The sequence below is a fragment of the Kribbella sp. NPDC056345 genome (genome assembly GCF_042262745.1).
GTDB lineage: Bacteria > Actinomycetota > Actinomycetes > Propionibacteriales > Kribbellaceae > Kribbella.
The window spans coordinates 660,577-686,806 of the sequence record NZ_JBHJQQ010000003.1; the positions used below are offsets into that span (position 1 = coordinate 660,577).

Annotated in this window: 21 protein-coding genes; 7 read left to right on the forward strand and 14 right to left on the reverse strand. The window is 67.4% G+C overall.

What is annotated here, in order from left to right:
- Positions 1–11: 11 nt before the first annotated feature.
- Complete coding sequence (locus ACFCV3_RS13835; protein WP_376030030.1) at positions 12–452, reverse strand: cupin domain-containing protein; 441 nt, start codon at positions 450–452, stop codon at positions 12–14.
- A 155-nt stretch (positions 453–607) separates the two neighbouring features.
- Here ACFCV3_RS13835 and ACFCV3_RS13840 point away from each other — a divergent pair, with 155 nt between their 5' ends.
- Positions 608–1,405 carry an SGNH/GDSL hydrolase family protein gene (locus tag ACFCV3_RS13840; protein ID WP_376030033.1) on the forward strand — a complete coding sequence of 266 codons (798 nt, stop codon included), beginning with the start codon at positions 608–610 and terminating at the stop codon, positions 1,403–1,405.
- Between the two features lie 55 nt (positions 1,406–1,460).
- Positions 1,461–1,934 carry a GNAT family N-acetyltransferase gene (locus ACFCV3_RS13845; RefSeq protein ID WP_376030035.1) on the forward strand — a complete coding sequence of 158 codons (474 nt, stop codon included), beginning with the start codon at positions 1,461–1,463 and terminating at the stop codon, positions 1,932–1,934.
- 2 nt (positions 1,935–1,936) lie between these two features.
- On the opposite strand, the gene ACFCV3_RS13850 is transcribed toward ACFCV3_RS13845, so the two are convergent.
- Positions 1,937–3,901, reverse strand: a complete 1,965-nt coding sequence (locus ACFCV3_RS13850) for a prolyl oligopeptidase family serine peptidase (protein ID WP_376030038.1) — start codon at positions 3,899–3,901, stop codon at positions 1,937–1,939.
- 89 nt (positions 3,902–3,990) lie between these two features.
- Positions 3,991–4,488 (reverse strand): MarR family winged helix-turn-helix transcriptional regulator, encoded by a 498-nt coding sequence (locus ACFCV3_RS13855; RefSeq protein WP_376030040.1) that lies wholly within the window; start codon positions 4,486–4,488, stop codon positions 3,991–3,993.
- Positions 4,489–4,584: 96 nt separating this feature from the next.
- Here ACFCV3_RS13855 and ACFCV3_RS13860 point away from each other — a divergent pair, with 96 nt between their 5' ends.
- On the forward strand, positions 4,585–5,355 hold the full coding sequence (locus ACFCV3_RS13860; RefSeq protein ID WP_376030042.1) for a hypothetical protein: 771 nt from the start codon (positions 4,585–4,587) through the stop codon (positions 5,353–5,355).
- On the opposite strand, the gene ACFCV3_RS13865 is transcribed toward ACFCV3_RS13860, so the two are convergent.
- Positions 5,321–6,073, reverse strand: a complete 753-nt coding sequence (locus ACFCV3_RS13865) for a YqjF family protein (RefSeq protein ID WP_376030045.1) — start codon at positions 6,071–6,073, stop codon at positions 5,321–5,323. The genes ACFCV3_RS13860 and ACFCV3_RS13865 overlap by 35 nt on opposite strands.
- Before the next feature lie 61 nt (positions 6,074–6,134).
- On the opposite strand from ACFCV3_RS13865, the gene ACFCV3_RS13870 reads away from it, so the two are divergent.
- From ACFCV3_RS13870 to ACFCV3_RS13880, 3 genes are all read left to right on the forward strand, one after another.
- Positions 6,135–7,205 carry an epoxide hydrolase family protein gene (locus ACFCV3_RS13870; protein ID WP_376030048.1) on the forward strand — a complete coding sequence of 357 codons (1,071 nt, stop codon included), beginning with the start codon at positions 6,135–6,137 and terminating at the stop codon, positions 7,203–7,205.
- A 92-nt stretch (positions 7,206–7,297) separates the two neighbouring features.
- Positions 7,298–7,480, forward strand: a complete 183-nt coding sequence (locus tag ACFCV3_RS13875; RefSeq protein WP_376030050.1) for a hypothetical protein — start codon at positions 7,298–7,300, stop codon at positions 7,478–7,480.
- Positions 7,480–8,697 carry an N-acetylmuramoyl-L-alanine amidase gene (locus ACFCV3_RS13880; RefSeq protein ID WP_376030052.1) on the forward strand — a complete coding sequence of 406 codons (1,218 nt, stop codon included), beginning with the start codon at positions 7,480–7,482 and terminating at the stop codon, positions 8,695–8,697. The genes ACFCV3_RS13875 and ACFCV3_RS13880 overlap by 1 nt, the downstream gene beginning before the upstream one ends.
- A gap of 60 nt (positions 8,698–8,757) precedes the next feature.
- Here the strand turns inward: ACFCV3_RS13880 and ACFCV3_RS13885 are convergent, their stop codons facing one another.
- From ACFCV3_RS13885 to ACFCV3_RS13920, 8 genes are all read right to left on the reverse strand, one after another.
- The gene (locus tag ACFCV3_RS13885; protein ID WP_376030053.1) at positions 8,758–9,759 is read right to left on the reverse strand and encodes a sugar phosphate isomerase/epimerase family protein; all 1,002 of its coding nucleotides are present in this window, start codon (positions 9,757–9,759) and stop codon (positions 8,758–8,760) included.
- A gap of 253 nt (positions 9,760–10,012) precedes the next feature.
- On the reverse strand, positions 10,013–15,394 hold the full coding sequence (locus ACFCV3_RS13890) for a ThuA domain-containing protein (RefSeq protein WP_376030055.1): 5,382 nt from the start codon (positions 15,392–15,394) through the stop codon (positions 10,013–10,015).
- A gap of 94 nt (positions 15,395–15,488) precedes the next feature.
- A complete protein-coding gene (xylA, locus tag ACFCV3_RS13895) occupies positions 15,489–16,649 on the reverse strand; it encodes a xylose isomerase (RefSeq protein WP_376030056.1) in 1,161 nt (386 codons plus the stop codon).
- Entirely contained in the window at positions 16,646–17,809 is a 1,164-nt protein-coding gene (locus ACFCV3_RS13900; RefSeq protein WP_376030058.1) for a Gfo/Idh/MocA family protein, read from the reverse strand. The genes xylA and ACFCV3_RS13900 overlap by 4 nt, the downstream gene beginning before the upstream one ends.
- 31 nt (positions 17,810–17,840) lie before the next feature.
- A complete protein-coding gene (locus ACFCV3_RS13905) occupies positions 17,841–18,878 on the reverse strand; it encodes a substrate-binding domain-containing protein (protein ID WP_376030060.1) in 1,038 nt (345 codons plus the stop codon).
- Between the two features lie 14 nt (positions 18,879–18,892).
- On the reverse strand, positions 18,893–19,927 hold the full coding sequence (locus ACFCV3_RS13910; protein ID WP_376030062.1) for an ABC transporter permease: 1,035 nt from the start codon (positions 19,925–19,927) through the stop codon (positions 18,893–18,895).
- Positions 19,924–21,483 carry a sugar ABC transporter ATP-binding protein gene (locus ACFCV3_RS13915; protein WP_376030063.1) on the reverse strand — a complete coding sequence of 520 codons (1,560 nt, stop codon included), beginning with the start codon at positions 21,481–21,483 and terminating at the stop codon, positions 19,924–19,926. Before ACFCV3_RS13915 ends, ACFCV3_RS13910 begins: the two co-directional genes overlap by 4 nt.
- Positions 21,480–22,751 (reverse strand): ROK family protein, encoded by a 1,272-nt coding sequence (locus ACFCV3_RS13920; protein WP_376030065.1) that lies wholly within the window; start codon positions 22,749–22,751, stop codon positions 21,480–21,482. Before ACFCV3_RS13920 ends, ACFCV3_RS13915 begins: the two co-directional genes overlap by 4 nt.
- A 164-nt stretch (positions 22,752–22,915) precedes the next feature.
- On the opposite strand from ACFCV3_RS13920, the gene ACFCV3_RS13925 reads away from it, so the two are divergent.
- The gene (locus ACFCV3_RS13925) at positions 22,916–24,421 is read left to right on the forward strand and encodes a glycoside hydrolase family 71/99-like protein (protein ID WP_376030066.1); all 1,506 of its coding nucleotides are present in this window, start codon (positions 22,916–22,918) and stop codon (positions 24,419–24,421) included.
- Here the strand turns inward: ACFCV3_RS13925 and ACFCV3_RS13930 are convergent.
- The gene (locus tag ACFCV3_RS13930; RefSeq protein ID WP_376030067.1) at positions 24,418–25,098 is read right to left on the reverse strand and encodes a hypothetical protein; all 681 of its coding nucleotides are present in this window, start codon (positions 25,096–25,098) and stop codon (positions 24,418–24,420) included. The two genes, ACFCV3_RS13925 and ACFCV3_RS13930, sit on opposite strands and share 4 nt — an antisense overlap.
- A gap of 307 nt (positions 25,099–25,405) precedes the next feature.
- Entirely contained in the window at positions 25,406–26,200 is a 795-nt protein-coding gene (locus ACFCV3_RS13935; protein WP_376030069.1) for a dienelactone hydrolase family protein, read from the reverse strand.
- Between the last annotated feature and the right edge of the window lie 30 nt (positions 26,201–26,230).

Below are 26,230 nucleotides of genomic sequence, written 5' to 3' on the forward strand. Positions count from 1 at the left end.
CGGGCCCTGGATCACTGGAACGAACAGCCCGGGTTCGCCGCGTCCTCGGACAGCGGCGCGCCCTTCGGGTTGAAGTAGTAGACCAGCAGCACGATCGGCTTGTCGGTCAGGTTGCGCCCGATGTGGACCTGGTGGTCGGGCTCGTGGAAGACAGCGCCCTTGGTGTAGTGACCGTCGGACTTGCAGTCGCTGCCGAAGTGGTCGAGCGTGCCTTCGGCCACCTTGGCGATCAGGTTGCCGTCGTGGAAGTGCCAGCCGGTCGTCCCACCCGGCTGAATGGTGATCTTGCGGTAGACGACGTCCGTGTCACCCACCGTCTTCTGCCACAGGATCTCGCCGGTGACGCCGGACGGCGGTGTCGCGTTCGCGGTGACCGGTACGCCGACGAGCGTCGCCGCCGCCAGGCCGGTGATCGAGAACGCCGTGAGCGCTCCCCGCGTGACTCCGCGCATGAGTACTTCCCTTCAGAGAGGTGTTGGTCCTTCAGAGAATTGGTGCTTCCGTCAGGTGAAGACCGGAGAGCTGTCTGCGTTGTGACACAGCCATCCACATTCCGGTCAGCACATTCCGGAGAATCATGGTGCCAGGTCGCGGTTATGGTTGGGCGGTGATCCCACCCGGCAGCCGGTACGTCGCCCTCGGAAGTTCGTTCGCAGCAGGTCCCGGAATCGACCCGATCGTGCACAAGCCGGCAGGCCGATCGGGCCGCAACTACGCGCAGCTCGTGGCCGCGGAGCTCGGTCTCGAGCTCACTGACGTCACCTACTCCGGCGCGACCACCGCCCACCTGCTCGACACCCGCCAGGACGATGCACCACCCCAACTCGATGCCGTCGGCCCCGATACCGCCCTCGTCACGATCAATGCCGGGGGCAACGATCTCGAGTACGTCGGCACCTTCCTGCGCGGGAGTGCGCTGAACACCCTCGCCAAACCGGCGACCCTCCTCGGCCGCCGGGTCGCGAACCGGATCCGCGCGCGTGTCAGCTACCTCAAGGACGACGCCGACTACCAAGCTGCCGCCGACTCACTGACGACCGTCGTCGAGAAGGTCAGAGAGCGCTCTCCGGCCGCTCGTATCCTGCTCGTCGACTATCTGACCCTCGTCGGCCCGAGCACTCGCCCGCGTCTCGACGTACCGCTGAACGAAGAGCAACTGCCGAGCGTCGCGATGATGGCCGACGGCCTGGCGACCGCGTTCGCCAAGGCCGCGGCTGCCACCGGCGCGGATCTGATCGCCGCCTCCGCGGCCAGTCGCGATCACGCCATCGGCTCCCCCGAACCGTGGACGACCGGCTTCACCCTGCGCCCGCCCGGCTTCCTCGGTGGCTTCGTGCCGTACCACCCGAACGCCGCCGGCATGCGTGCGGTCGCCGATCTCGTCGTCGATCGTCTCCGCGCCTGAAACTGTCGGCGGCCGTTGCTACGTTGGCGCTGCAGGATCGCAGAGAGGGCGAATCATGGCTGAGGTGGCACTGCGGGAAGTCGAGGACGGCGATCTCGACGCGCTGTTCGAGCAGATGCGGGATCCGGAGTCTGTCCGGATGGCGGCCTTCACCGCCCGGGATCCCGACGACCGCGCCGCCTTCGACGCACACACCGCGCGGTTGAGATCGGATCCCGAGCTGACCTTCCTGGCGATCACCCGGGACGGCGAGCTGGTCGGGACCATCGGCAGCTTCGAGATGGAGGGCGACACCGAGGTCACCTACTGGATCGATCGGTCCGTGTGGGGACAGGGTGTGGCCGGGCAGGCTCTCGCACTCCTGCTCGAGCGCATCACCGTCCGGCCGCTCCACGCACGCGCGGCGAGTGACAACGCGGGTTCGCTCAGGGTGCTGGAGAGAGCCGGGTTCGCCGCCATCGGCACCGACGTCGGCTACGCCAACGCACGTCAGGCCGAGATCGAAGAGACCATCCTCCGTCTCGGCTGACGCTAGTCGGGAGCCGGTACTCCGAGAGATCGCTGCAGGAAGTCGAGCTCGCGGTACAACAGGTTGGCGATCGTGTCCTCGTCGGAGATGCTGTGCCCTTCGCCAGGGAGGACGATCAGTTCGTGGTGCTTACCCGCCGCGGACAGGGCTCCACTGAGGCGGAGCGTGTGCGAACTCCAGACGTTGGTGTCCGCGAGACCTTGAACGATCAGCAGCGGCCTGGTGAGTTCGGTTGCGTAGGACAACAATGATCCACGGCGATAGGCCTCGGGATCCTTGTCGGGGTGTCCAAGGAAGCGTTCTTTCCAGTAGCTGTCGTACTGGCGCTGGTCGGTGACCGGCGCGCCGGCGATCCCAGCCCGGAAGACGTCCGGGCGATGGATCACCGCGGCGGCCGCCAAGAAACCGCTGTAGCTCCACCCCCGCAGGGCGACGCGCTCCAGATCCAGATCGCCGTACCGCTCGGCAACATGATGCAGGGCAGCGATCTGGTCGTCGAGCGCGGGATTCTTCACGTCGCCGTGGACAGCACGCTCGTACGCCGGTCCGCGGCCCGGCGTACCTCGCCCGTCGGCGCTGATCACGACGAACCCTTGCTCGGCGAACCACCGCGAGACCGCATAGTACGGCGCCGGATACGCCATCACGAGCTGGAAACCGGGACCGGCGTACGGGTTCAGGAGAACCGGCAGGTCCGGCATGCCGGGGCGATGCCAGGACGGCCGGAAGACAGCGGTGCGCAGTTCGTCGGGGCCGGCCTTGATCAGCTCGACGTCGAGCTCAAGATGTGGTCGCTCCGGACGGGATTCGATGCCGTGTCCGTTGATCGTGATCCGGCGTCCGGTCATGGCGCGGCGGTCGAGCAGCAAGGTGCCTTCGGCAACGAATCCGTCGTTGACGCCCGGTTCCGTGGTGAGCGGACGCAGTTCGTCGTCGTAGAGGTAGAGCTGCGTCTCGGTCGGTTCGGTCTGCGTGAGGAGAGCGATCCCGGCCGGCGAGACGGACCGGACCTCGGCAACCTGCAGGCCCGGAGGCGTAACGAAGTCTGTGCCGACGACGAGCCGGTTGGTGTCGCAGCTGAGGTCCCGCTCGATCCACACCAGCCGCCCGTCAGGGGTGCGCGTCGGCGTACCAGGCCGGATGTCGACCCACTGCTCGTCGGTGATCTCGCGGACGACGGTTGTCTCCCCCGTCGCCGGATCCGCCTCGAGGAGCTGGACGCGGCGCTGGTCGCGACTCTGCACCGCGAACAGTGGCTTATCCGTCGTCCAGGTGGCCTGCACCAGGTACTCGAACTCGGCGTTGTCCCACTCGACCTCCAGGTGGCGGCCGTCCAGAGCGATCAGACTGAGGGTCACCTGCGCGTTGGCGGTGCCGGCCCGGGGATAGCGGATTCCCTTCGGTGCGGCATCCGGATGTGCCGGATCGGCAAGGTAGCGCAGCTCGACCCGGCTCTCGTCGACACGGGCAACCAGGAGCTGGTCTCCACCCGGCGACCACCAGATCGCGCTCTCTCGCCCCATCGACAGCGACGCCGCCAACTCGGGAACACCCCAGCTCACTGCCTCGCCGTCGGGTTTTGCGACGGTACGGCGCTCGCTGCCGTCGATGCCGACTATTTCGAGCGCTCCGCGCTGCGCGAAGGCGATCAGCGTCGCGGTCGGATCGATCCGGGCGGCGTCGACCGCACCGATCGGGAGGTCGATCCGTTCACCGGTCTCCAGGTTGGTGACCGAAACACCTTCCGCGGTCTGCAGGCACACGCGTGCGAGCGCCGTACTGTAGCCGTCGGCCGGGCCGATGCGCTGCGCGCGACCGCGTCCCGCGTCAACGGCCCAGAGCGAGTGGTCGCGGTTGAACATCGCGTACCGCCCGGTGCTGTCGATCGCGAGTCCTGTAACGGATCCGGCCGTGAAACGTCGCGTCCGCGCGTACTGGCGAGGCAGGTCCTCCTGCGGCCGCGTCATCCGGTCCTCTGATCGTCAGTCACAGGACGACTCTTTCACGACTTGCCGCTCGCCGTCCCACCTGATTCGCCCATTCCCGAGGGCCGCAATCATCCCCGCTCTTCGGTGGCTTGGAGGAGGGTCCGGAGCAGCGCTTCGAGGTGGTCCTGGTCGGCTTCGGGGAGCGTGCGTACGAGGGACTGCTCGACGTCCTGGATGTCGCCGATGCCGCGCTGCCAGATATCGAGGCCGGCCGGGGTGAGGCGGGCGAGGACCTTGCGGCGGTCGTCGCGGTCGTGATGACGCTCGACGAAGCCGCGGCGTTCCAGAGCGTCGAGGCGGTTGGTGAGCGCGGCGGGCGACATGGAGAGGTGTTTGGCGAGCTCGCCGGGGGTTGCCTGGTACGGCGAACCGTTGCGGCGCAGCAGGTGCAGGGTCTTGAACTCCCACCACTGCATCTCGTACTTCGCCAGAACGGCGTCGCGACTGCGGTCGAGGTACTGGCCGAGTGATTGCAGACGCACCGCGATCCCCTCGACGCGGCGGTCGAAGCCGGGGATCTCGCGTTCCCACTGGTCGACGTGCCAGTTCACGAAGTCTTCCTTCACCGGCCCGATTTTTCACCGACTGAAGCTTAGTTGTCAAACATTTCGACGTCGAAGTACTTTCGTTGCACCAGTTCGGGATCGGTGAGGAGACGTCAGATGGTGCAGGTCGAGATGTCGGCAGTGGTGGCCGCGGCGGGACAGCTGACACTGGCAGGGCAATGGGGAGTTGCTCGCGCGCTGCTGGAAGCGACGCGCGCAACCGAGCCGGAGGAGGTTCGGACGGTTGCACTGGCGCTCGCCGAGGTGTCGGTGGATGAGGACTTCGCGCGGCGGACGCAGACCGGAGAGCGCTCTCTGGCAGCGCTCGGGCGTGCTCTCGAGCTGTTGCCGGACGCAACGGTTCGCTGGGATGCCGCGTTGCTGGAGCTGCGGTCGGGATATTCCCAGGCGTTGTTCAGCGGCGCGACCGAACGCGGTGAGTCTCTGGTGGCCCAAGCCGTGGTGCTGCGGGACATCGCGCCGGACGACCGGCGGGCCGGAATGGCCGCGTTCTACGCCGGGGCGATCGCGGACAACCTGCTGAGCGACTCGGACACCGCATTCCTGCACTACACCGAGGCGCTGAAGCTGGGCGAGAACGCTCAGGATGATCTCGTGATCTCACTGGCGCTGCGGCATCTCGGGGATCACGCGCACACGGCCGGTGATCTGCAGCTGGCCCGGGCGCAGTGGGAACGCTCGACCGAGCTGCGTCAGAAGATCGGGCATCTCTTGGGAACGCTCGCTCAGCAGGTCCTGCTGTGCGTGTTGCTCAAGGCCGAGGGCGACGAGGCGGGATCACGGGCGCTGGCAACAGAGGTGCACCGATGGGCCGGCCAGGCCGGCATCCCGTTCATCGAGCAGCAGACCGCCGAAATGATGGTTTGACTGGCAGTCCGAACTCCGCCGGTACGCCCGGGCTGTACAGCACGTGGTCGGGAAGCCCCGCTGGTTCGGGCAGACCGACTGACGGGAACAGACCCGGCATGTGCAGCTTGGTGACCGTGGCGGAGTGAAGCTCCCACGCCGGGTGCTGGTTCGGCAGGTACCAGGTGCAGCCGGCCCGACGGGCATGCAAGCCCCAGCGGGCCGTGAGGAAATCGGATAACGGATCAGCGCGGACTACCGGCCCGGTGTCGACCGTGATCAGGGCGGCCACGGACACACCGGGCCGGCGCAATCTCGACATGTAGGTCTGCCTACTCCCCGAACTGCTGTGGGTCATCTCGGCCCAGCGATACGGGAGGGCGAAGACGGCGCGGGCGATCGACACCACCGCGAGACGGTTCGCATCGAGGCTGAGAAAGACGACACCACGGCGGCCCGCGTCGTCGATCGAGTAGAGCCGGATGTTCGTTTCGAGGAAGGTGCCGAAGTACGGGACAGCCGGCCCGTGCGGGAGACCGGTACCGACCATCCGGAACGGGACCAGTCCGATATAGGTGCGTCCCTCGAAGACATCAGGACGAGTGCCGGGCGGGAAGAAGCGCGCAACGTCAGCGGGATCCACAGCCCAGTGCAGAAACGTGAGGTCGAGCCACTGCTGCCGCAGGATCCGCGGGCGCCGCAGCTCCGGCGCAACCGGCCAGCCGACACGATCACTCATGGCGCCGAGCGTATCCGGTAGCGGACAACAAGTGGCCGCTACTGTCCCTAGGGTCGTGCACATGACAGCGAACGCATTCCGGGTCGAGATCCCACAAAGTGAACTGGATGAATTGCGACGGAGACTGGAGACGGCTCGCTGGCCGAATCAGCTGGCCGACGTCGAGTGGTCGTACGGCGTCGAGCTCGGCCGGCTGCGGGAATTGACCGAGTACTGGCGAACGTCGTACGACTGGCGGCGGTTCGAGGACCGGCTCAACGCGATCCCGCAGTACACGACCGAGATCGACGGCCAGCGCCTGCACTTCCTGCACCTGCCCAACCCGGGCAAACCGGTCCTGCTCCTGCTGCACGGCTGGCCGGGCTCCGGCGCCGACTACCTGAGCGTCATCGAGCAATTGGCGGCCGACTTCGCCTTCGTGGTCCCGACCCTGCCAGGCTTCGGGCTATCAGGGCCGACGGCAACCACCGGCTGGGGCGCCGAGCGGATCGCCCAGGCCTGCATCACGTTGATGGAGAACCTCGGCTACGACCGGTACGGCGTCCACGGCTACGACTGGGGTGCGCAGATCGCTCCCGTCATCGCCCGATCCGCGCCGGACCGCTTGCTCGGCCTGCACCTCGACAGCCAGCTCACCTTCCCGCAGGAGGACGAGGAACTGACCGAGGCCGAGCGCGGGCGTCTCGACGGACTCGACCGCTGGCAGGCCGAGCGCTCCGGCTACGCCGCGATCCAGGGCACCCGGCCACAAACCCTCAGCTACGCCCTCGACGACTCCCCCGTCGGCCAGCTCGCCTGGTTCCTCGAGTGGTACGACGACTACGGCCACCGAGTAGGTGCCATCAGCAACGACCTGATCCTGGACGCGGTCACCCTGACCTGGTTCACCGGTACGGCGGGATCGTCCGGCCGCATCTATCGCGAAGCCGCCAACACCTGGGCCGCCGACGTCCCGTTCTGCCCGGTGCCGACCGGTCTCGCCGTGTTCCCCGGCGACCCCACTGTCCGCCGGCTCGCCGAACGCGAGTTCAACGTCGTGCACTACCAGGAGTTCGACCGCGGCGGCCACTTCGGCGCCCTCGAGGTCCCCGACCTCGTGGCCGCGGATCTCCGGGCGTTCTTCCAGAGCTAGAACAGCTCTGGCAGGTTCAGGTCAGAGAGCGCTCTCTGCCTTCGGTTCCCACATCCTGGGCGGACATGTTCCCCACCGCCCAGGGAGAAACAATGAACGAATCCAGCCCATCGACGGCCGCCTCAACCGAGTCGTCGGCCTTTCGGCCATCGCGGCGACTGCTCCTCACCGCAGCCGCCGTCGCCGGAGCGGCGCCGCTGATCGTAGCGCCGCCCGCACTGGCTCAGGCCGAAGCGCCCCGCCCGGAGTGCCTGGCCGATCTCGGGGTGTTCTGATGCCGATTCCGTGGCTCATCGACGTGCTGCGCGGCGCAGGCGTGCAGGTCGTGGAAGAAGGGAACTGGCAGGCGCGCGGAGTGAGCGGTTCGTTCAACCCGATCGGCGTGCTGTGGCATCACACGGCTGGCGTGACGTCGACCGCCACGAATCCGGCTCCTTCGCTGAACGTCTGCATCAACGGCCGCGGGGGCGACAGGCCTCTTCAGGGTCCGCTCTGCCATGCGTTGGTGGACTACCACGGCGTCTTCCACCTGATCTCCGCGAATCGCGCGAACCACGCTGGAGCGAGTAGAGGCAGCGGCCCGATTCCGGTGGGCGACGGCAACACGATGCTGGTCGGTTGGGAGATCGACTACAACGGCGTGAGTCAGCAGATGACCGCGGCGCAGTACAACGCTTCGGTGGCGGCAACCGCGGCTGTGCTGAAACAGCTCGGCCGCGACGCGAACCATGCCCGCGGGCATATCGAGACGAGTACTGAGAACAAGATCGACCCGGCGTTCGTGAATCTCGACCAGATGCGCGCGGACGTGGCCAACCGGATGCGGGGCGGCGACACCCCAGTGATCGGCAACTGGGATGGTGCCGGGCCTGACGATGTCGGAATATTCCGGCCCAGCGAGAGCCGCTATCACCTCCGGCTCCCGGACGGCTCGACCCGTCATGTTCCGTGGGGCGATACCGGCGACGTACCGGTGATCGGCAACTGGGACGGGGCCGGGCCCGACGACGTTGGAATATTCCGGCCTCGCGAGAGCCGGTTCCATCTCCGGCTACCCAACGGCTCGGTCCGGCACGTCCCCTGGGGCGACACCGGCGACGTCCCAGTCACCGGCGATTGGGATGGCGACGGCATCGACGATGTCGGGATCTACCGGCCCCGCGAGAGCAGGTTCCACCTCCGCCTGCCCAACGGCTCGGTCCGGCACGTCCCCTGGGGCGACACCGGCGACATCCCGGTGGCCGGTGACTGGAGCGGCGACGGGGTCGATGACGTCGGCATCTACCGGCCCCGGGAGAGCCGGTTCCATCTGCGGATGCCGGACGGTCAGGTCCGGCATATTCCGTGGGGCGATGTCGGTGATGTTCCGGTGATCGGTGACTGGAGCGGCGACGGTATCGACGACGTCGGCATCTACCGCCGCCGCGAGAGCCGGTTCCATCTGCGGATGCCGGACGGCTCGGTCCGGCACATCGCCTGGGGCGTCGGCTAGAGCAGCAGCTGGGCCGGGGAGCTCGCAAGCCCCGGCCCAGCCTGTCCGTACTCGTTCGTATTAAGAGGAGAAGGCTGCGTCGAAGGAGGCGGTGGGTGGGTCGAAGGCGAGGGTGCGGACGAAGGTGAGGGCTTCGGCGGCGCCGACCAGGCGGTCCATGCCGGCGTCTTCCCATTCGACCGAGATCGGGCCGGTGTAGCCGATCGTGTTGAGCATCCGGAAGCAGGCTTCCCAGGGGACGTCGCCGTGGCCGGTGGAGACGAAGTCCCAGCCGCGGCGGGGGTCGCCCCAGGCGAGGTGTGAGCCCATGCGGCCGTTGCGGCCGTTGCCTACCTGGCGCTTCGCGTCCTTGCAGTCGACGTGGTAGATGCGGTCCTTGAAGTCCCAGAGGAAGCCGACCGGGTCGAGGTCCTGCCAGACGAAGTGCGACGGGTCCCAGTTCAGGCCGAAGGCCTCGCGGTGGCCGATCGCTTCCAGGGTGGCGGTGGTGGACCAGTAGTCGTAGGCGATCTCGGACGGGTGCACCTCGTGAGCGAACCGGACGCCGACCTCGTCGAAGACGTCCAGGATCGGGTTCCAGCGGTCCGCGAAGTCGCGGTAGCCGGCCTCGATCATGGCCGGCGGGACCGGTGGGAACATCGCGACGGTCTTCCAGATCGACGAGCCGGTGAAGCCGACGACGACGTCGACCCCCAGGGCCCGGGCGGCGCGGGCGGTCGTCGCCATCTCCTCGGCAGCGCGCTGCCGAACGCCTTCGGGATCGCCGTCGCCCCAGATGTGGGCCGGCAGGATCGCCTGGTGCCGCTGGTCGATCGGGTCGTCGCAGATCGCCTGGCCGAGGAGGTGGTTCGAGATCGTCCAGACCTTGAGGTTGTGCTTCTCCAGGATGTCCAGCCGGTCTCGCGCGTACGCCGGGTCCTCGGCGGCACGCCGTACGTCGAGGTGGTCGCCCCAGCAGGCGATCTCCAGGCCGTCGTACCCCCAGGAGGCCGCCAGCCGGGCCACCTCCTCGAACGGCAGGTCGGCCCACTGGCCGGTGAACAGGGTGATCGGTCGTGCCATGCCCTCTCCTCATTTCTCGTTTCAGGGGATGCAGCGTTCACGGGATGCAGCGTTTCTGGAGATGCAGCGTTTCTGGAGATGCAGGGTGTCCCCGGCGACACCGGAGCGCGAGGTGGCGCCGGGGACGAGGACCGGATGGTCCCCCGCCGACCGTCGGAGAGCGCTCTCTTCCGTTCCCGGGTGGGGCCGAACCACCCGGGGCCGGAGCGTTCTCCAGCGGCAGCGTTCTGGAGATCCCGCGTTCACGGGATCGCTAGCGGATCTTGCTCCTCAGGTCCTGGCCGACCGCGATCAGCAACGTGCGCGTGGGCACGTCCTTGACCGCCCTGGCCTGGTGGAGGAACAAGTCGATGGCGACACGGGCGACCAGCGGCTGCTGACGGGCGACGGCACGTTCCGCCAGCCCGAGCTGCACCTTCATCGCCGTGGCTGTTCCGGTTGGGATCTTCCCGGCGGCACGGAAGCGCTCGACGAGCTTCACCGCCTCCGGGTACGACGTGACGACGGTGAACGGCACCGTCGTCACCGACTTGTTGCCTGCGACATCGAGCGCGGTAGCGGTCAGCTGGTGAGCACCGAGCCCGAGCACGGCACCGTCAAGCTTCCCGCCGGCCGGCACCGGCTTCCCGTCGACCGCCAGGGTCACCCCGGCCGGCCCCGATCCCGCGTCCGCACCCTTGGCAGTGACCGTCGCCGTCGAAGCAACCCCGAGCGACGCACCGGCCGCGAGACCACTCACGGTCGCGGTCGGTGCCGTACGGTCGATCTTCACCGTCACCGTCGACGGCTCCGACACGTTGCCCGCGGTATCGGACGCCCGCACCTGCAAGGTGTGGGTGCCGTCGGCCGTGAACTTCACCGGAGCCGTGTACTCGGACCAGTTGCCGTCGCCAACCTTCTGCTCGAGATACGTCTGACCGCCTTGGTCGTCCGTCCCGAGAGCAGTTGCCGTGACCTCGTCGATCCACCAACCGGCCGCACCGCTTGGCGTGGCTGGGTTCAGCGAGAGCGACACCGTCGGCGCCGTCGTGTCCCGGACCAGCTTGAAGTACTCGAACCGAGCCGTCTTCGAAGCCACCTGGTCCACACCAAACGCATAGACCCCGAACTTCGCCCCAGTCGCCAGCGCAGTGTTCGGCACCGACGGGAGAGCCGTCCAGGTCAACCCGTCCGAGCTGTAGGAACCAGTGAAGTTCGGCCCCTTCTTGGCCAGCCGGAACCACCAGACGCCCTGCGTCGCCCCAGCGCCAGGCTGCGGCTGCTGCAGTACGTCGCCGACCTCGCTCCGCAACTCCAAGCCCCGAGCAACCGGAGACCCGGACGGGTTCGTGGTCAGGTAGTCCAGCTTCACGTAGTTCGCGTCGTCCTTGTAGACCATCAGCCCGGCCTGCTGGAACGCCTCGTCGAACGAGGAACCGTCCACCTTCGTCTCGATCGTCCAGTCGCCGTCAGGTGCCGGCTGCAACATCAGGTTCCGCGGGTTCGTCGCCGTCCCCTGGTAGATGTCGCCCTTGCTGGTGTCGATCTCGAGGCCGTCACCGGTGACCCGGTACGCCGCGGGATCCGGCCGGACAATCTCCGACCAGCGGCACGCGTCGAGCGTCGTACCGGTGAACTCGTCATCCGGTGCCGGCTGCTCGGCGGTGTCGTCCGGCGTCAGCTGGAAGTAGTCGAACGCCGCCGTGATCGGGAGTGCCTCGGTCCGGTTCGCGAGTCCGAACATTCCGATCCGCGGGTTCGAGATCCCGGCCAGCTGCTTGGTCTCCGGCATCTCGGTGAAGGTCGCACCGTCGGCGGAGTAGGCCGCCTTGAGGTTCGCACCATCGGAGGTGAACCGCACCCACACGGTGTCCGGGTACGCCGCACCCAGGTTGGCCGTGTTCGATCCGGTGACCTCGTTCGGTACGCCGTTCTCCTCGCGGATGAACTGGAAGATCCGGTCGTTCGCCGACGGCGCACCGGTCGACCGGCCCTGGATCACCATCTTCGCGTAGTTGTCGTCATCGCCGTACAGGAGCAACCCGGCCTGCTGATACGCCAGCCGGGCCGGCATCGTCAGCTTCGTGGTCGCCTGCCAGGCACCGGCAGGCAGCGGCTGCAGCACGAGGTTCGGCGTACCCGTGTTTCCCGTGCCGTAGATGTCCGTCGCGGTCAGCGGCAGCGACAACTTGCCATCAGCAACCGACATCTCCTGGTTGCCTCGGACAACCGATGACCAGCGACCCGTGTTCAGAGCAGTCCCGTCGAACCCGTCGGAGCGTCCGGTCAGACAGGTCGGCAGCGACGGCGAATCCACCGTCACCACGACCTTCGCCGTACCGGCTGCACCTCGGGCGTCCGTCACGGTCACGACCGCGGTGTGCGTCCCGGCCGTGGTGTACGTGTGACTGACCGACGCTCCGGTCGCCGTCCCACCATCACCGAAACTCCACGCGTACGTGAGCGGCAGGTCGCCTTCCGGGTCGGTCGCAGCCGCCGTGAAGTCGACCTTCAGCGGCGCCTTGCCCTGCGTGGTCGAAGCCTCGACCGTCACGGCCGGGCGCTCGTTCTCCGTGACACCCTTGCCGATGAACTTCACCCAGTTGACGTTGAGCTGCCCCGTCGTCTTCACGAAATACAACGGACCGCTCGCCAGCGACGCACCATTCACCGGCGCGGTGAAGTTCCCGTACGTCTGCCAGCCACCGGTCGGCGTCACCTGAATGGTCGCGATCACCGGCCCATCGGTCGGTGAGCCCTGCCGGACCTGCACAGTCGCCCCGAGCTCCGGAGAGGCCGCCCGCAGTTGAAGCTGTCCGATGTTGGTCAGGTTGGTGGGCTTCCAGCCCCACCAGTCGCCGTCCTCGATCCAGCCGATGTTCTTGCCACCGCCGGCAGTGTCACCGGTGTTCTCGGTCTGTACGCCGGGCGTTGCACCCGGACCGCCGGTCTCGCTGAAGTACTCCGCCTCACGCAGCTTCGGTTGCAGCTGAACGATCTTCTCGGTGGTGATCCGCCCGGTCCCCGGTGCACCCTTGTCGGTATACTTCACCTTGATCAGGCCGAAGATGTTCGCCCCGACGTGACCCTGGTCGCCGTTCACCGGAATGACTGCCCCGCAACCGCGGTATTCCTCGTAGTCGTGCGCGTGCTCGTCATGCCCGAGCGCCGGCTTGGTGACGACGTCGTTGCAGTCGACCGTCCCGTCCTCAGGATCGGTGACGGTCACCTTGTAACGAACGGTGTCCCCGAAGTCGAAGAACCCGCCGTCCGGCGGAGCCTCGACGGTGATCGTCGGCGCAGTGTTGCCGGCCGTGATCGTCTGGTTCGAGACCGCAGTCCGGCCGTCCGCATCCGTCACGGTCAACCGCGCCGTGAACACACCTGGCGTCGTGTAGGTGTACGACGGTTTGGCCTCGGTACTGTCCGTCGTCCCGTTACCGTCGAAGTCCCAGGCGAGCGTGATCGGCTGCCCGTCCGGATCCCGCGACCCGGTCGAGTCGAAGGCGACGATCAGCGGAGTCGGCCCGGACGTCTTGTCGGTCGAGAACTGAGCGATCGGCGCCCGATTCCCTTGGACGTAATCGATCCGGTAGATGCCGGAGTCGGCGTTGTTGCCGCCGAAACCACTCCCCCACTCGATCACGTAGAGAGCGCCGTCCTGCCCGAACTGCAACGCGTGCGGACGGATGAAGTTCAGCTTCTGCAGCATCCGCGACACGTCGTTGACACCGGTGCGGGCGTCGTTCAGCTGGACCGAGAACAGCCGGCTGTCGTTCCAGTCGGCGAACACGGCCTTACCGTCGAAGTACGCCGGCCACTTGCGATCCGACGTACTGGCGGCGTCGAACTTGTACGCGCCGCTCGTCATCGGCGCACCGCTGCCACCGATCTCCGGAACACCCGTGGTCGACTTGCCCATCCACAGCGAGGCAGGGATTGCCGCCGGCAACTGGTTGATACCGGTGTTGTTCGGCGAGTTGTTGACCGGGGCGTTGCAGTTGAAGGTTGCTCCCGACGTACCGGTCGCGAAGTCATGATCGTTGTACGGCGTGTTCGCGCCGACGCAGTACGGCCAGCCGTAGAACCCAGGCTTGTCGATGACGTCCCATTCGACCCGCCCGTCCGGGCCGCGGGTCGGGGACACCTGGCCGGCATCGGGACCGTAGTCGGCGACGAACAGGTGGTTGGTGGTCGGGTCGATGCCGATCCGGAACGGGTTCCGGAAGCCCATCGCGTAGATCTCCGGCCGCGTCTTCGCCGTACCCGGCGCGAACATGTTGCCGTCCGGGATCGTGTACGTCCCGTCCGCCTCGGGATGGATCCGCAGGATCTTGCCGTTCAGCACGTTGCTGTTCGCGGAGCTGCCCTGGGAGTCCCAAGCAGAGCGGCCCGCGCGCTCGTCGATCGGCGAGTAGCCGTCGGAGTCGAACGGGTTCCGGTTGTCGCCGGTGGCAACGAAAAGGTTGCCGTCGCCATCGAACTCCAGCGCTCCACCCGCGTGACAGCACTGGTCGCGCTGGGTGTCGACCCGCAGCACCTGCTTCTCGCTGGCCAGTTCCAAGGTGTCACCAGTCACCTTGAACCGGGAGACGCGGTCGTGTGGATCGGCTCCGGCCGGCGAGTAGTACAGGTAGAGGAAGCCATTGGTGTCGAAGGCCGGGTCGAGCGCGATCCCGAGCAGACCGAACTCCTGACCCGTGTAGACGTTCAGGGTCCCTGCGGTCACCACGGTGCCGTCGGTCTTCACGATCTTCACCGCACCGTTGCGGTCGATGTAGAAGACGCGGCCGTCCTTCGCGATCGTGAGTTCCATCGGGTTCGACGTGTTGTCGTCGAGCGTCACCTTCTGGTAGCTCTCGCTCAGCGAGGCACCACAGTCGGCCGGCAGCACGCCCGCCGCGGTCTTGATACCGCCCAGGATGACGTTCCGGAACTCCGGCTCGGCGAACGAGGCGATCGTGTGACCCATGCCGGTGTACCAGGCGCGGCCGCCGTCGTAGTCCTGGCACCACGTGATCGGGTGCTCGACGCCCATGTTCCCGCCGGTGTACGTCGATTCGTCCAGCAACTCCAGCACGTGCACGGTTCCGCGCGGGTTGGTCTTGTAGTTGTACCACTCGTCCGTACGCTGCCAGCTGGTCGGCGCCTCGGCGGTCGACGGGTGCGCGTGATCCTCGGTCTTCACCGTCGCGGTCGGCGTACCGGGCGGGTGGCTGTCGAAGTAGCTCCCGACCAGCTTGCCGTACCACGGCCAGTCGTACTCCGTGTCCGACGCCGCATGAATACCGGCGTACCCGCCACCGCCCTTGATGTAGCGCTCGAACGACGCCTGCTGATCGGCGTTCAGTACGTCACCGGTCGTGGACAGCCAGATGACCACCTCGTACTTGGCCAGCTCGGTGTCGTTGAACATCGAGGCGTCCTCGGTCGCGGTGACCGTGAAGTTGTTGCCTGCAGCAAGGTCCTTGATCGCCTGGATCCCGGCCGGGATCGAGTCGTGCCGGAACCCGGCGGTCTTGCTGAAGATCAGGGCGTTGAAGGTTTCGTCGCCGTGGCCCGGATGGGCCCGGGCGGGTAGCGGGGCCAGTAAGGCCGCGATCAGGGCGAGCACGAGAGCGCACATGGCTGTGCCGTGCCTGCGTAGCTGGATCATGCGGAGCTCCTCATGGGTCGGATAAGGTGCGCGCTCCATCTATTCCCGTGCTCTGCCCTGCGCGGGACGTGGTGTTTCGTTACAGCAAGAGGGATCAGCGAACGCCGAGCAGGTGCTCCATCGCCAGCTGGTCCAGCTTCTCGAACCCGAGTCCGCGCTCGGCCAGCGCGTTCGGGTCGTAGGACTGGGCACGGAGGTCGGCCAGACTCTCACCCTCGGCCAGGGTGGGTTCGGACAACTCCGCGACGCGGGCCGCGGCCAGCGCTTCGGTCACTTCGGGGTCGGCCCGGAACGCCGCCACCTTCTCCCGCAGAATCAGGTAGTTGCGCATACAGCCCCGCGCGGTTTCCCAGACGCCTTCCTCGTCCTCGGTACGCGGCGGCTTGTAGTCGAAGTGCACGTACCCGTCGTAGCCGGGCCGGCCTTCCGAACCATTCAGTACGTCGACCGTCCAGAACGCCTCGCGGAGGTTCCCGGCCCCGAACCGCAGGTCCTGGTCGAACCGCGGACCGTGCTGCCCGTTGAGGTCGATGTGGTAGAGCTTCCCGTGCCACAGCGCCTGGGCGATCCCGTGCGCGTAGTTCAGGCCGGCCATCTGCTCGTGCCCGACCTCGGGGTTGATCCCGACCAGCTCCGGGTCCGCGAGATCGTTGATGAAGGCAATCGCATGGCCGATCGACGGCAGCAGGATGTCACCGCGCGGCTCGTTCGGCTTCGGCTCGAGGGCGAAGCGGATGTTGTAGCCCTGCTCGCGCACGTACGCACACAGGATGTCCATCGACTCCTTGTACCGGTCGAGCGCGGCCCGGACGTCCTTCGAACCGCCGGACTCCGCACCTTCGCGACCGCCCCACAGCACGTACGTCGACGCGCCCAGCTCGGCGGCCAGGTCGACGTTGCGCAGCACCTTGGCCAGCGCGTACCGCCGGACCTGCCGGTCGTTGGCGGTCAGGCCGCCGTCCTTGAAGACCGGGTGGCTGAACAGGTTCGTGGTCGCCATCTCCACGACGATGCCGGTCTCGGCCAGCGCCTTGGTGAAGCGTTCCAGGGTCTGCGTCCGGGTGCTGTCGTCCGGCACCAGGTCGTCGTCGTGGAACGAGATGGCGGCGGCGCCGAGCTCGGCGAGTTTCTCCACCGCGTGGACCGGGTCCATCGCGGGACGGACCGCCGTACCGAAGACGTCGACGCCTTCCCAGCCCACCGTCCAGAGACCGAACGAGAACTTGTCGTCCCTACTAGGTGTATATGAGGTCATGCGGGAATCTCCTGCCATTGTCGGGACGTCGAGCTGGCCTCGACCGCGGCCAGCACCCGCTGGACCCGCAGCCCGTCCGCGAACGACGGCGCCGGATCGGTGCCCTCGGCAATCGCAGTGACCAGATCGACGACTTGATGTGTGAATCCGTGCTCGTAGCCGAGCAGGTGGCCGGGCGGCCACCACGCCTCGACGTACGGGTGTGTGGGCTCGGTCGCGAGGATGCGGCGGAAGCCGGCCGTCCGGGAGTCTTCGGCCGCGTCGTAGTAGTGCAGGACGTTCATGTCCTCGAAGTCGAAGGCGAGACTGCCCGCACTGCCGTTGATCTCGATCCGGATCGCGTTCTTGCGGCCGGTCGCGAACCGGGTCGCCTCGAAGACACCGAGGGCCCCCGAAGCGAACTTGGCCAGGAACACGGCCGCGTCGTCGACCGTGACCGGCCCGCGCTCCGTCCCCGCCGTACCGGACAGTCCGGCATGGTCGGACGCGATCGGGCGCTCTTTGACGAACGTCTCGAGCTGACCGCTCACCTCGGCGATGTTGTCGCCGGTGATGAACTGCGTCAGGTCGATGATGTGCGCGCCGATGTCACCGAGCGCACCGGAGCCGGCCTTCTCCTTGTCGAGGCGCCACGACAGCGGCGCCTCGGGGTCGGCGATCCAGTCCTGCAGGTACTGCGCGCGGACGTGCCGGACGGTACCGAGCTTGCCCTCGGCAACCAGCTGCCGGGCCAGCGCGATCGCCGGGACCCGGCGATAGGTGAACCCGACCATCGACCGGACGCCCTTGGCCCGGGCCGCCTCGGCCGCGGCGGTCATCGCCTCGGCCTCGGCGACCGTGTTGGCCAGCGGCTTCTCGCACAACACATGCTTCCCGGCCTCCAGGGCCGCGATCGCGATCTCGGCGTGGCTGTCACCCGGCGTACAGACGTCGATGACCTGTACGTCGTCGCGGGTGAGCAGCTTGCGCCAGTCGGTCTCGGTCTCCTGCCAGCCGAGTTTGGCCGCGGCGGCCTGGACCGCGTCGGCGTTGCGGCCGCACAGCACCGTCATCGCCGGGTCCAGCGGCAGGTCGAAGAAGCGCGGTGCGCTCCGCCAGGCCTGCGAGTGGGCCGCGCCCATGAACGCGTAGCCGATCAGGCCGATGCCGAGGTTGGTCATACGTACTCCTTGTCAGCTTTCGCTGTGTCGTTCAGCTTTCGAAGGCGGTCGGCAGGTACTGGTCGACGTTGTCCTTGGTGACGACCGGCGCGTACAGCTGGATCTCGCGCGGGACCTCGACCTCCACCAGGTCGCCGAGGGCCTTCTTCTGGACCAGCAGCCGGGCCAGCCGGATACCGTCGGCGCCCTGCGTCGACGGGTAGATGACGGTGGCCTTCACCAGCGACGTACCGGACTTGATGTCGCGCATCACGTTCGCCGAACCGGCACCGCCGACCAGGAAGAAGTCCTTGCGGTTGGAGTTCTTGATCGCGGCCATCACGCCGACGCCCTGGTCGTCGTCGTGGTTCCAGATCGCGTCGATCTTCGGGGCCGCCTGCAGCAGGTTGGCCGCCGCCTTCTCACCCGACTCGACGGTGAACTCGGCCGCGACCCGGTTGCTCACCTTCAGGCCGCAGTCGGCGAGCGCCTCCTTGAAGCCCTTGCTCCGGTCCTGGGTCAGCGGCAGCGAGTCGATCCCGGCGATCTCGGCGACGATCGAGTCCTTCTTGTCCTTCAGCTGGGAGCAGACGTAGGCGCCGGCCGACACCCCCATGCCGTAGTTGTCGCCGAGAATCGTGGTCCGGGCCGCGGCCGGGTTGTTGAACTCGCGGTCGACGTTCACGACCGTGATCCCGGCCTCCATGGCCTTGGTCGCGACCGCGGTCAGCGCCGCCCCGTCGAAGGGCAGCAGCACGATCGCGTCGACCTTCTGGTTGATGAAGGTCTCGACCTGGCTGATCTGCTGGTTCGGGTCGTTGGTGCCCTCGGCAACGAGCAGCTCGACGTCGGAGTACTTCTTCGCCTCGGCCTGGGTGGCCTTGGTGATCGCACCCATCCAGCCGTGGTCGGACGCGGGCGCGGAGAAACCGATCTTGACCTTCTTGCCGGGCTCGTCGTTCTTACCGGCCGAGACGCCCTGCGGCGCCGCGTTGTTGTTGTTCTCGGCCTGCGGGGTGTTGCTGGTACACGCCGCCAAGGCGAGGACGCCGAGTCCGGCAATGGCGATCGTTCGGGCGGAACGGGACATCTTTGTCTCCTTGGCTATGAACTGGTGGTACGTCTGGCGAGGCGCTGCTGGAGAAGAACCGCGATCACGATGATCACGCCCTTCGCCACCGACTGCGCGGAGGTGCTCAGGTTGTTGAGGGTGAAGACGTTGTTGAGGGTGGTGAAGATCAGTACGCCGAACACCGTGCCGACGATCGTGCCGCGGCCGCCGGACAGCAGCGTGCCGCCGATCACCACCGCCGCGATCGCGTCGAGTTCGTACAACTGACCGTGGGTCGAGCTCCCCGTGTTCGTGCGGGCCATCAGCATCACCGCGGCGATCCCGCAGCACAGACCGGCCAGCACGTAGAGCGCCACGGTGTGCCGCTGGACCTTGATACCGGCCAGCCTGGCCGCCTCGGCGTTGCCACCGACGGCGAAGGTACGGCGGCCGAACGTGGTGCGGTTGAGCACCACCCACCCCGCCGCGGCGACCAGCAGGAAGATCCAGACCAGGACCGGTACGCCGATCAGCGAACCACCGAAGAAGTTCACGAACGAGTTGTCGGAGATGATCTGCGTCCGCCGGTCGGAGATGATCTCGGCCAGACCACGCGCCGCCGCCAGCATCGCCAGCGTCGCGATGAACGGCACGATCTTGCCGTAGGCAACCAGTAGACCGTTCACGAGTCCACAGGCGGCACCTACCAGGAGTGCCGTGGAGACCATGAAGATCCAGTGGTAGTCCGTCGCCAGCTGCTGGGTTGCCAGCGTGGTCGCCCACACCGACGACAAAGCCACCAAGGCACCGACCGACAAGTCGATACCGCCACCGGTGATGACGAACGTCATGCCGATGCTGACCACCCCGATCACGGCGGCGAGCCGCAGGATCGTCAGCACGTTGGGCCCGGTCGCGAAGGTGTCACCGGAGGTCGCCACGCCGACGATGCAGAGCACGACCAGCGCTACCACCAGGCCGAGGTTCCGGCCGATTCCGGTGCTCAGGAGACCGCTGGCTCTTTGCGCTGTCGGCGGGGCGACCGTCGCCTGAGTCGAAGCTGTTGTGTCCGAAGGTGCCTCACTCACACTGAACTTCCCTCCATCACCAAATCGAGGACCTGGTGTTCGTCAATCTCTTGCGCGGGCCCCGTGTGGACGGCCTGCCCCTCCCGCAGTACGACGACCCGGTCGGCCAGACCGAGCACTTCTTCGACCTCGCTGGAGACCAGCACGATCGCGACGCCACTGGCGGCCAGCTTGCGGACCAGGGCGTAGATCTCGGACCGGGCGCCGACATCGACGCCGCGGGTGGGTTCGTCGAGCAGCAGCACCCGGCACTCCCGCAGCAGCCAACGAGCCAGCACAACCTTCTGCTGGTTGCCGCCGGACAGGTTGCGCACCGGCTGGTCGACGCCCGGCGGACGGACGTCGAGCGACTCGGCGAGCTGGGTGGCGGCGGCTCGCTCGGCGTGGTTGTTCAGGAACCCGCCGCTGGCGAAGCGCTGCATGGTCGAGACGGTGATGTTCTTGTAGACGGCCTCGTCGAGGAGCAGCGCCTGACTCTTGCGCTCCTCCGGTGCCAGTCCGACACCAGCCTTCACTGCGGACTGCACCCAGCCGGGGCGCAAGGCCGTGCCGTCGACGCGGACCGATCCGGTCGCGGGCCGGCGCGCGCCGTACACGGTCTCGAGGACTTCGGAACGGCCGGAGCCGACGAGGCCCGCGAAACCGAGGATCTCACCGGCGCGGACGCTGAAGCTGATCCCGGCGAACTCTCCCGGGCGGGAGAGATCGGTGACCTCGAGAACGACCGGCGCGGTGCTCAGGATCTCGGCCCGGGGCGGGAATACGTATTCGATGGAGCGTCCGGTCATCAGCCGGATCAGCTCCTTGGTCGGTGTCTCGCGCGCGTCCAGGCCGGTGGCGACGGTCGCGCCGTCCTTGAGAACGGTGACCCGATCACCGATCTCACGGATCTCCTCGAGCCGGTGCGAGATGTAGACGACGGCCACGCCCTGGGCCGTGAGACCGCGGATCACGCGGAACAGGTTCGCGACCTCTTCGGGATCCAGTACGGCGGAGGGCTCGTCCATCACGATCAGGCGGGCGTCCCGAGAGAGCGCTCTCGCCATGCTCACGACCTGCTGACCCGCGGCCGGGAGAGCGCCGACCTCACGCCGTACCGGGATCTCGCCGTGCCCGAGACCCTGCAGGATCTCGCGAGCGCGGGCCGCTGCCTCGTGCCGGCGGCTGAACCCGAAGCGGGCCGGCTCGTGGCCGAGAAAGATGTTCTCGGCCACGGAGAGACCGGGCACGAGATCGAGCTCCTGGTAGATCGCGGCGATCCCGCGCTGGATCGCGTCCGTCGGGGTGTTCAGCTGAACCTCGTCGCCGTTGATCCGGATCGTGCCGGCATCGGGCTGGTGCGCCCCGGTCAGCACCCGGATCAGCGTCGACTTGCCCGCGCCGTTCTGGCCGAGCAGGCAGTGCACCTCTCCCGCGCGGACATCCAGATCAACCCCGTCCAGGGCCCGGACGCCCGGGAACTCCTTGACGATCCCCGTCATGGTGAGGAGAGCGCTCTCGGTGCGCACACCTCCGCGCTCCGCACCGGCCGGGGTCGGTGGAGTGGACGAGCTCATGTGGCGACTCCCTGTTCTGTGCGGCCGATCGTGGTGGGGTCGACGAAGACCTGGTCGAGTGCGATCTGCGCGCCACCGCGGACGGCGGCGGCGAAACCGAGCTCGGAGCGGACCACGCGGCAACCGCCGCCGTCCGGCGCGATCACCCGATCGCGGAGAGCTTGTTCGAGCGGTTCCTTCAGCCAGGGGCCGAGGGCCGCGAAGTATCCGCCGAGCACGAGGACGTCCGGGTTCAGGATGTTCACCAGGACCGCTCCCCCGATACCCAGCCAGTCGCCGACGTCCTTCAGCGCCGCCAGCGTGCGCGGGTCGCCGTCCTCGGCGCGCTGAGTGATTCCGGCCAGCCGCTGCTCGACATCGAGTGTCGGGTTCCGGACCGGATCGTCGGGATCTGTTGCCTTGTGCAACAAAGCGCTGAGGCCGACCACGGTCTCCCAGCAGCCGGTCCGGCCGCAGCCGCAGAGCCGGCCCGGCGGGGCGACCGGCATGTGCCCGACCTCACCGCTGTAGCCGCGGCCACCGCGCAGGAGGTGCCCGTTGGACACGACTCCGCCACCGACGCCGACCGCACCGGTCAGGAGCACGAGATCCCGCACCGGTCCATCCTTGCGCAACTCCGAGTACGCCGCGAGGGCTGCGAGATTCGCCTCGTTGTCGATCAGCAGCGGATACGACCGGCCGCCGAGGCGCTCACGCATTTCGGCGGCCACCTCCAGCTCACCCCACCCCAGGTTCGGAGCGAGGCTGAGAGCGCCAGTGTCGCTGCGGACCAGACCGGGGACGGCCAGCGTGACACCGGCGAGCTGGCCGGAGCGTGCTTCCACCGCGACCAGGGCATCCTGGATCAGCTCGGCCAGCCGGTCGAGCGTCGTACCGGGGTCCAGGTGAGCGGCGTCCACGGGAACGCGACGCTCGAGAACGGTTTCTCCGGAGAGATCGAGAGCAGTGATCGCGAGATAGTCGACATTGATCTCGGCGCCGACGCCGCAGACGCCACTGCCGTCGAGCTCGACCAGCTGGCCGGGGCGACCGAGAGCGCGGGTGGAGTCGGCAGAGCCTTCGCGGAGCAGGCCGCGCTCGACGAGCTCGGCGACCAGGCTGCTCACGGTCGCCTTGTTCAGGCCGGTGTCGGCGGCGATCCGGGCTCGGGACTTCGGGCCTGATTCACGGACGTGACGCAGGACGACCGAGAGGTTGTTGCGGCGCAGCGAGACGTGATCGGCGGCAACCGCGCGATCACCGGGACGGCGCCCATCGGTCAATGTCATGCCGCCCCACCCCCAACCCTCTACCCTGTGAGCCCGATCACAGACTTTGTCTGTTGAGCCAACAAACTAAGTTTCGGACAGTTTCGCGTCAAGGGGTTGTCACGATCGATTTCTTACAACACCCTGTTCACAATTTGCACGCTCCTCCTCCCAGGAGACCGCCCATGAAGCTTTCTCGTCGTACCCTGCTCACTTCCGCCGCCGCAGCCACTGCGGCCGGAACCCTTCCACAGCTGAGTTATGCGGCCAGTCCACCCGGTGATGTCGTCGGGAAGGTGACCGTCGGCTACCAGGGCTGGTTCGCCTGTCCCGGTGACGGTGCACCGATCAACGGCTGGTGGCACTGGAGCCGGAACTGGGGCCAGCCGCCCTCCCCCAGCAACACCGCCATCGTGAGCTGGCCGGACATGCGCGACTACAGCGCGACGTACCAGACGGCGTACTCGAATCTCGGCAACGGACAGCCCGCGCGGCTGTTCTCGTCGTACGACCAGCAGACCGTGAACACGCACTTCCTGTGGATGCAGCAGAACGGCTGCGACACGGCCGCGCTGCAGCGGTTCAACCCGACCGGTGGTGAAGGACCGACCCGGGACGCGATGGCGGTGAAGGTCCGTCAGGCCGCGGAACAGTACGGGCGCAAGTTCTACATCATGTACGACGCGACCGACTGGGCGAACATGCAGTCGGAGATGAAGACCGACTGGATCAACAAGATGCGTGCCTACACGGCGTCGCCGGCCTACGCCTTCCAGAACGGCAAGCCGGTCGTGTGCATCTGGGGCTTCGGGTTCAACGAGGCCAACAAGGCCTGGCCGGCCTCGGTCTGCCTCGATGTCGTGAACTGGTTCAAGGGCCAGGGCTGCTACGTGATCGGCGGCGTACCGACGCACTGGCGGCGCGGGGTCGAGGACTCGCGGGCCGGGTACCTCGACGTGTACCACGCGTTCAACATGCTGTCGCCGTGGATGGTCGGCCGGATCCAGGACGTCGCGGGCGCGGATCACTACTACAACAACGTGAATCAGCAGGATCAGGCCGACTGCAACGCGCACGGGATCGACTATCAGCCGTGTGTGATCCCGGGCGATCTCTCGTCGGGTCACCGGCGGCACGGCGATCTGATGTGGCGGCAGTTCTACAACCTCAAGCGGGTCGGCGTCCAGGGTCTCTACATCTCGATGTTCGACGAGTACAACGAGGGCAACCAGATCGCGAAGACCGCGGAGAGCGCGGCCTGGGTTCCGGCCGGGTCCGGGATCCGGGCACTCGACGAGGACGGTACGGCGTGCACGTCGGACTACTACCTGCGGTTGACAGGAGACGGCGGGCGGATGTTCAAAGGTCAGGCACCGTTGACGCCGACCCGGCCGACAGTACCGTGGCCGGCCCAGGGCGGCAGCGGCGTGATCTTCTACGAACACGTGGACTATCTCGGCACGGCCGGCGCAGTCCTTGCTAAGGGCAACTACACCCGGGCGCAACTGGTGGCCGCCGGGGTGCAGGACAACTGGGCGTCGTCGGTTCGCGTCCCTGCGGGCTGGACGGTCACGATCTATGCCGAGGACAACTTCGGCGGCCAGACCTGGGTCCGGACCGCCGATACGCCGAACTTCACGACCCTGTCCCCGAACGCCAACGACCAGTTGACGTCGGTCCGGATCACTTAGAACAGTTCGAGACTGTCGCCGGCCGCGGTGATGACCGGATTCTCCAGGTAGAGGCGGCAGGCGATCGCGTGCCCGGCGCAGGTGAGCAGCGCCGGGCCCGCGGCGTCGACCACACGGTAGGCGACCGGATGCTCACAGCGCTCGACCGCGCCCTCGTTCGGCTGGTTGCAGCCGAGAATGTGGCAGCTGACGGTCTCGCCGACATTCATCAGGGTGAGGCCGTGATCGGGGCAGACTCCCCAGCCGACACCGCACGACTCACCGTCGTTCGCGGCGAGTCTGACGAGGCTTCCGGCGGTCGCTTCGAGCCGGCCGGCCAGGGTGCGGAACGTGCTGGCCGCCTGATCGAGCTCGCGGCGAAACTCACGCAGGGCAACGGATTCCGGCATTCCACGGGTGGCGGCGTCGAGGTTCTCGGACAGCGCCATCGCGGCGACCGCGATCTCGTCGACCCGGACCGGCGTGGTGAACTCCCCCAGCGGCGGAACATCCACCCGCCCGATCGGCCGCTCCGACCAGTGCGCCTCGGCAACCGGTACGTCGGCCTTCGCCGCGCCCGCTTTGCCGTTCGCCGCGTGACCGTTGGTGTCCTTGCCGTTCTTACCGGTGGCCTGGTCCGTCCTGCCGTCGGTTTCGTCCGCCGGAACGCGACTTTCCTGTGCTACCCGCCCGTTCATGCAGCCTCACTCATCAAGTGCCTGGCTCGCGCCATGCCCGCCCCCTGGTATTGCCCTCACCGCAGTGACCCGTGATGGGCACCGGGGCCGATCGTCCCACGTCATCGTCGCTTCAACCAGAGGAAATCGGTGGGCGTCACCCACCGCTCTCCCGCCTTTGCACACCGCAACGAAATACGGTGGCCCCAGGCCACTTTTTGTTCCCCCTCGACGGCGTGCGCAATCACAGCCAAGGGATTCCTCAACGCTGCTTTAACATTTCCGAACGCAGCGTTATGGAGACCTGTCAGTTCGGTGACGGCGCGTGTCAGCTCAGGCGTTCGCGGAAGAACTCGACCGTCCGGGCGCGGGCGCGGAAGGCCGAGTTCGGCGGGTTCTCCTTGATCTCACGGGTGAGGACGGAGTGCGCGGACCTGCCGTAGCCGTCGGAGTTGCCGGGACCGGAGTCCAGCTCGATGACCTCGAAGGCGTCTCCCAGCTCGGCCCGCAGGGTGGTGAATCGATCGGCCGGTGCCATCGGGTCCTTGCTGAAGCGCAGGCCGAGCACACACAACCCGTCCGTCCGGGTGCGCTCCTTGACCACGTCGAGCTCCTGGCGCGACAGCCCGGGGTCGCGGCGCAGCTTGGCCGTCAGCGGCAGGGGAACCGAGGGCTGGCTCAGCACCGGGGCCAGTACGACGTCGTCGACCGCGGTCGCGAGCCCGAATCCGCCGGTGAAGCACATCCCGACCACACCGACTCCCCGGCCAGGCGTCCGGGCCGCGAGATCAGCCGCAACCGCTCTCAGGAACTGCGTGATCGGGCGTTCCGCGTTGCTCGCGAACGCCCGGAACTCCTTCGAGACACACAGCCGAGAAAGCGTGCCGAGCACGTAGAGAGCGCTCTCTGAGCGTCCCGGCGTACCGAACGGTGAGGCGATGACGACCGTGAAACCTTCGCTCACGAGATGTTCGGCGTACCCGAGGACCTCCGGGGTGAGACCGGGAATCTCGGGAATGACGACGATCCCCGGGCCCTCGCCCTTCTCGAAGCAGTCGTAGGTCTGCCCGGCTCCCGTGAACGGCGCCCGCCGCCAGCCGGCCGCTTCCGGACTTGTCGCCATACCCGCTCCTCTGCATCGATGTAACACCTG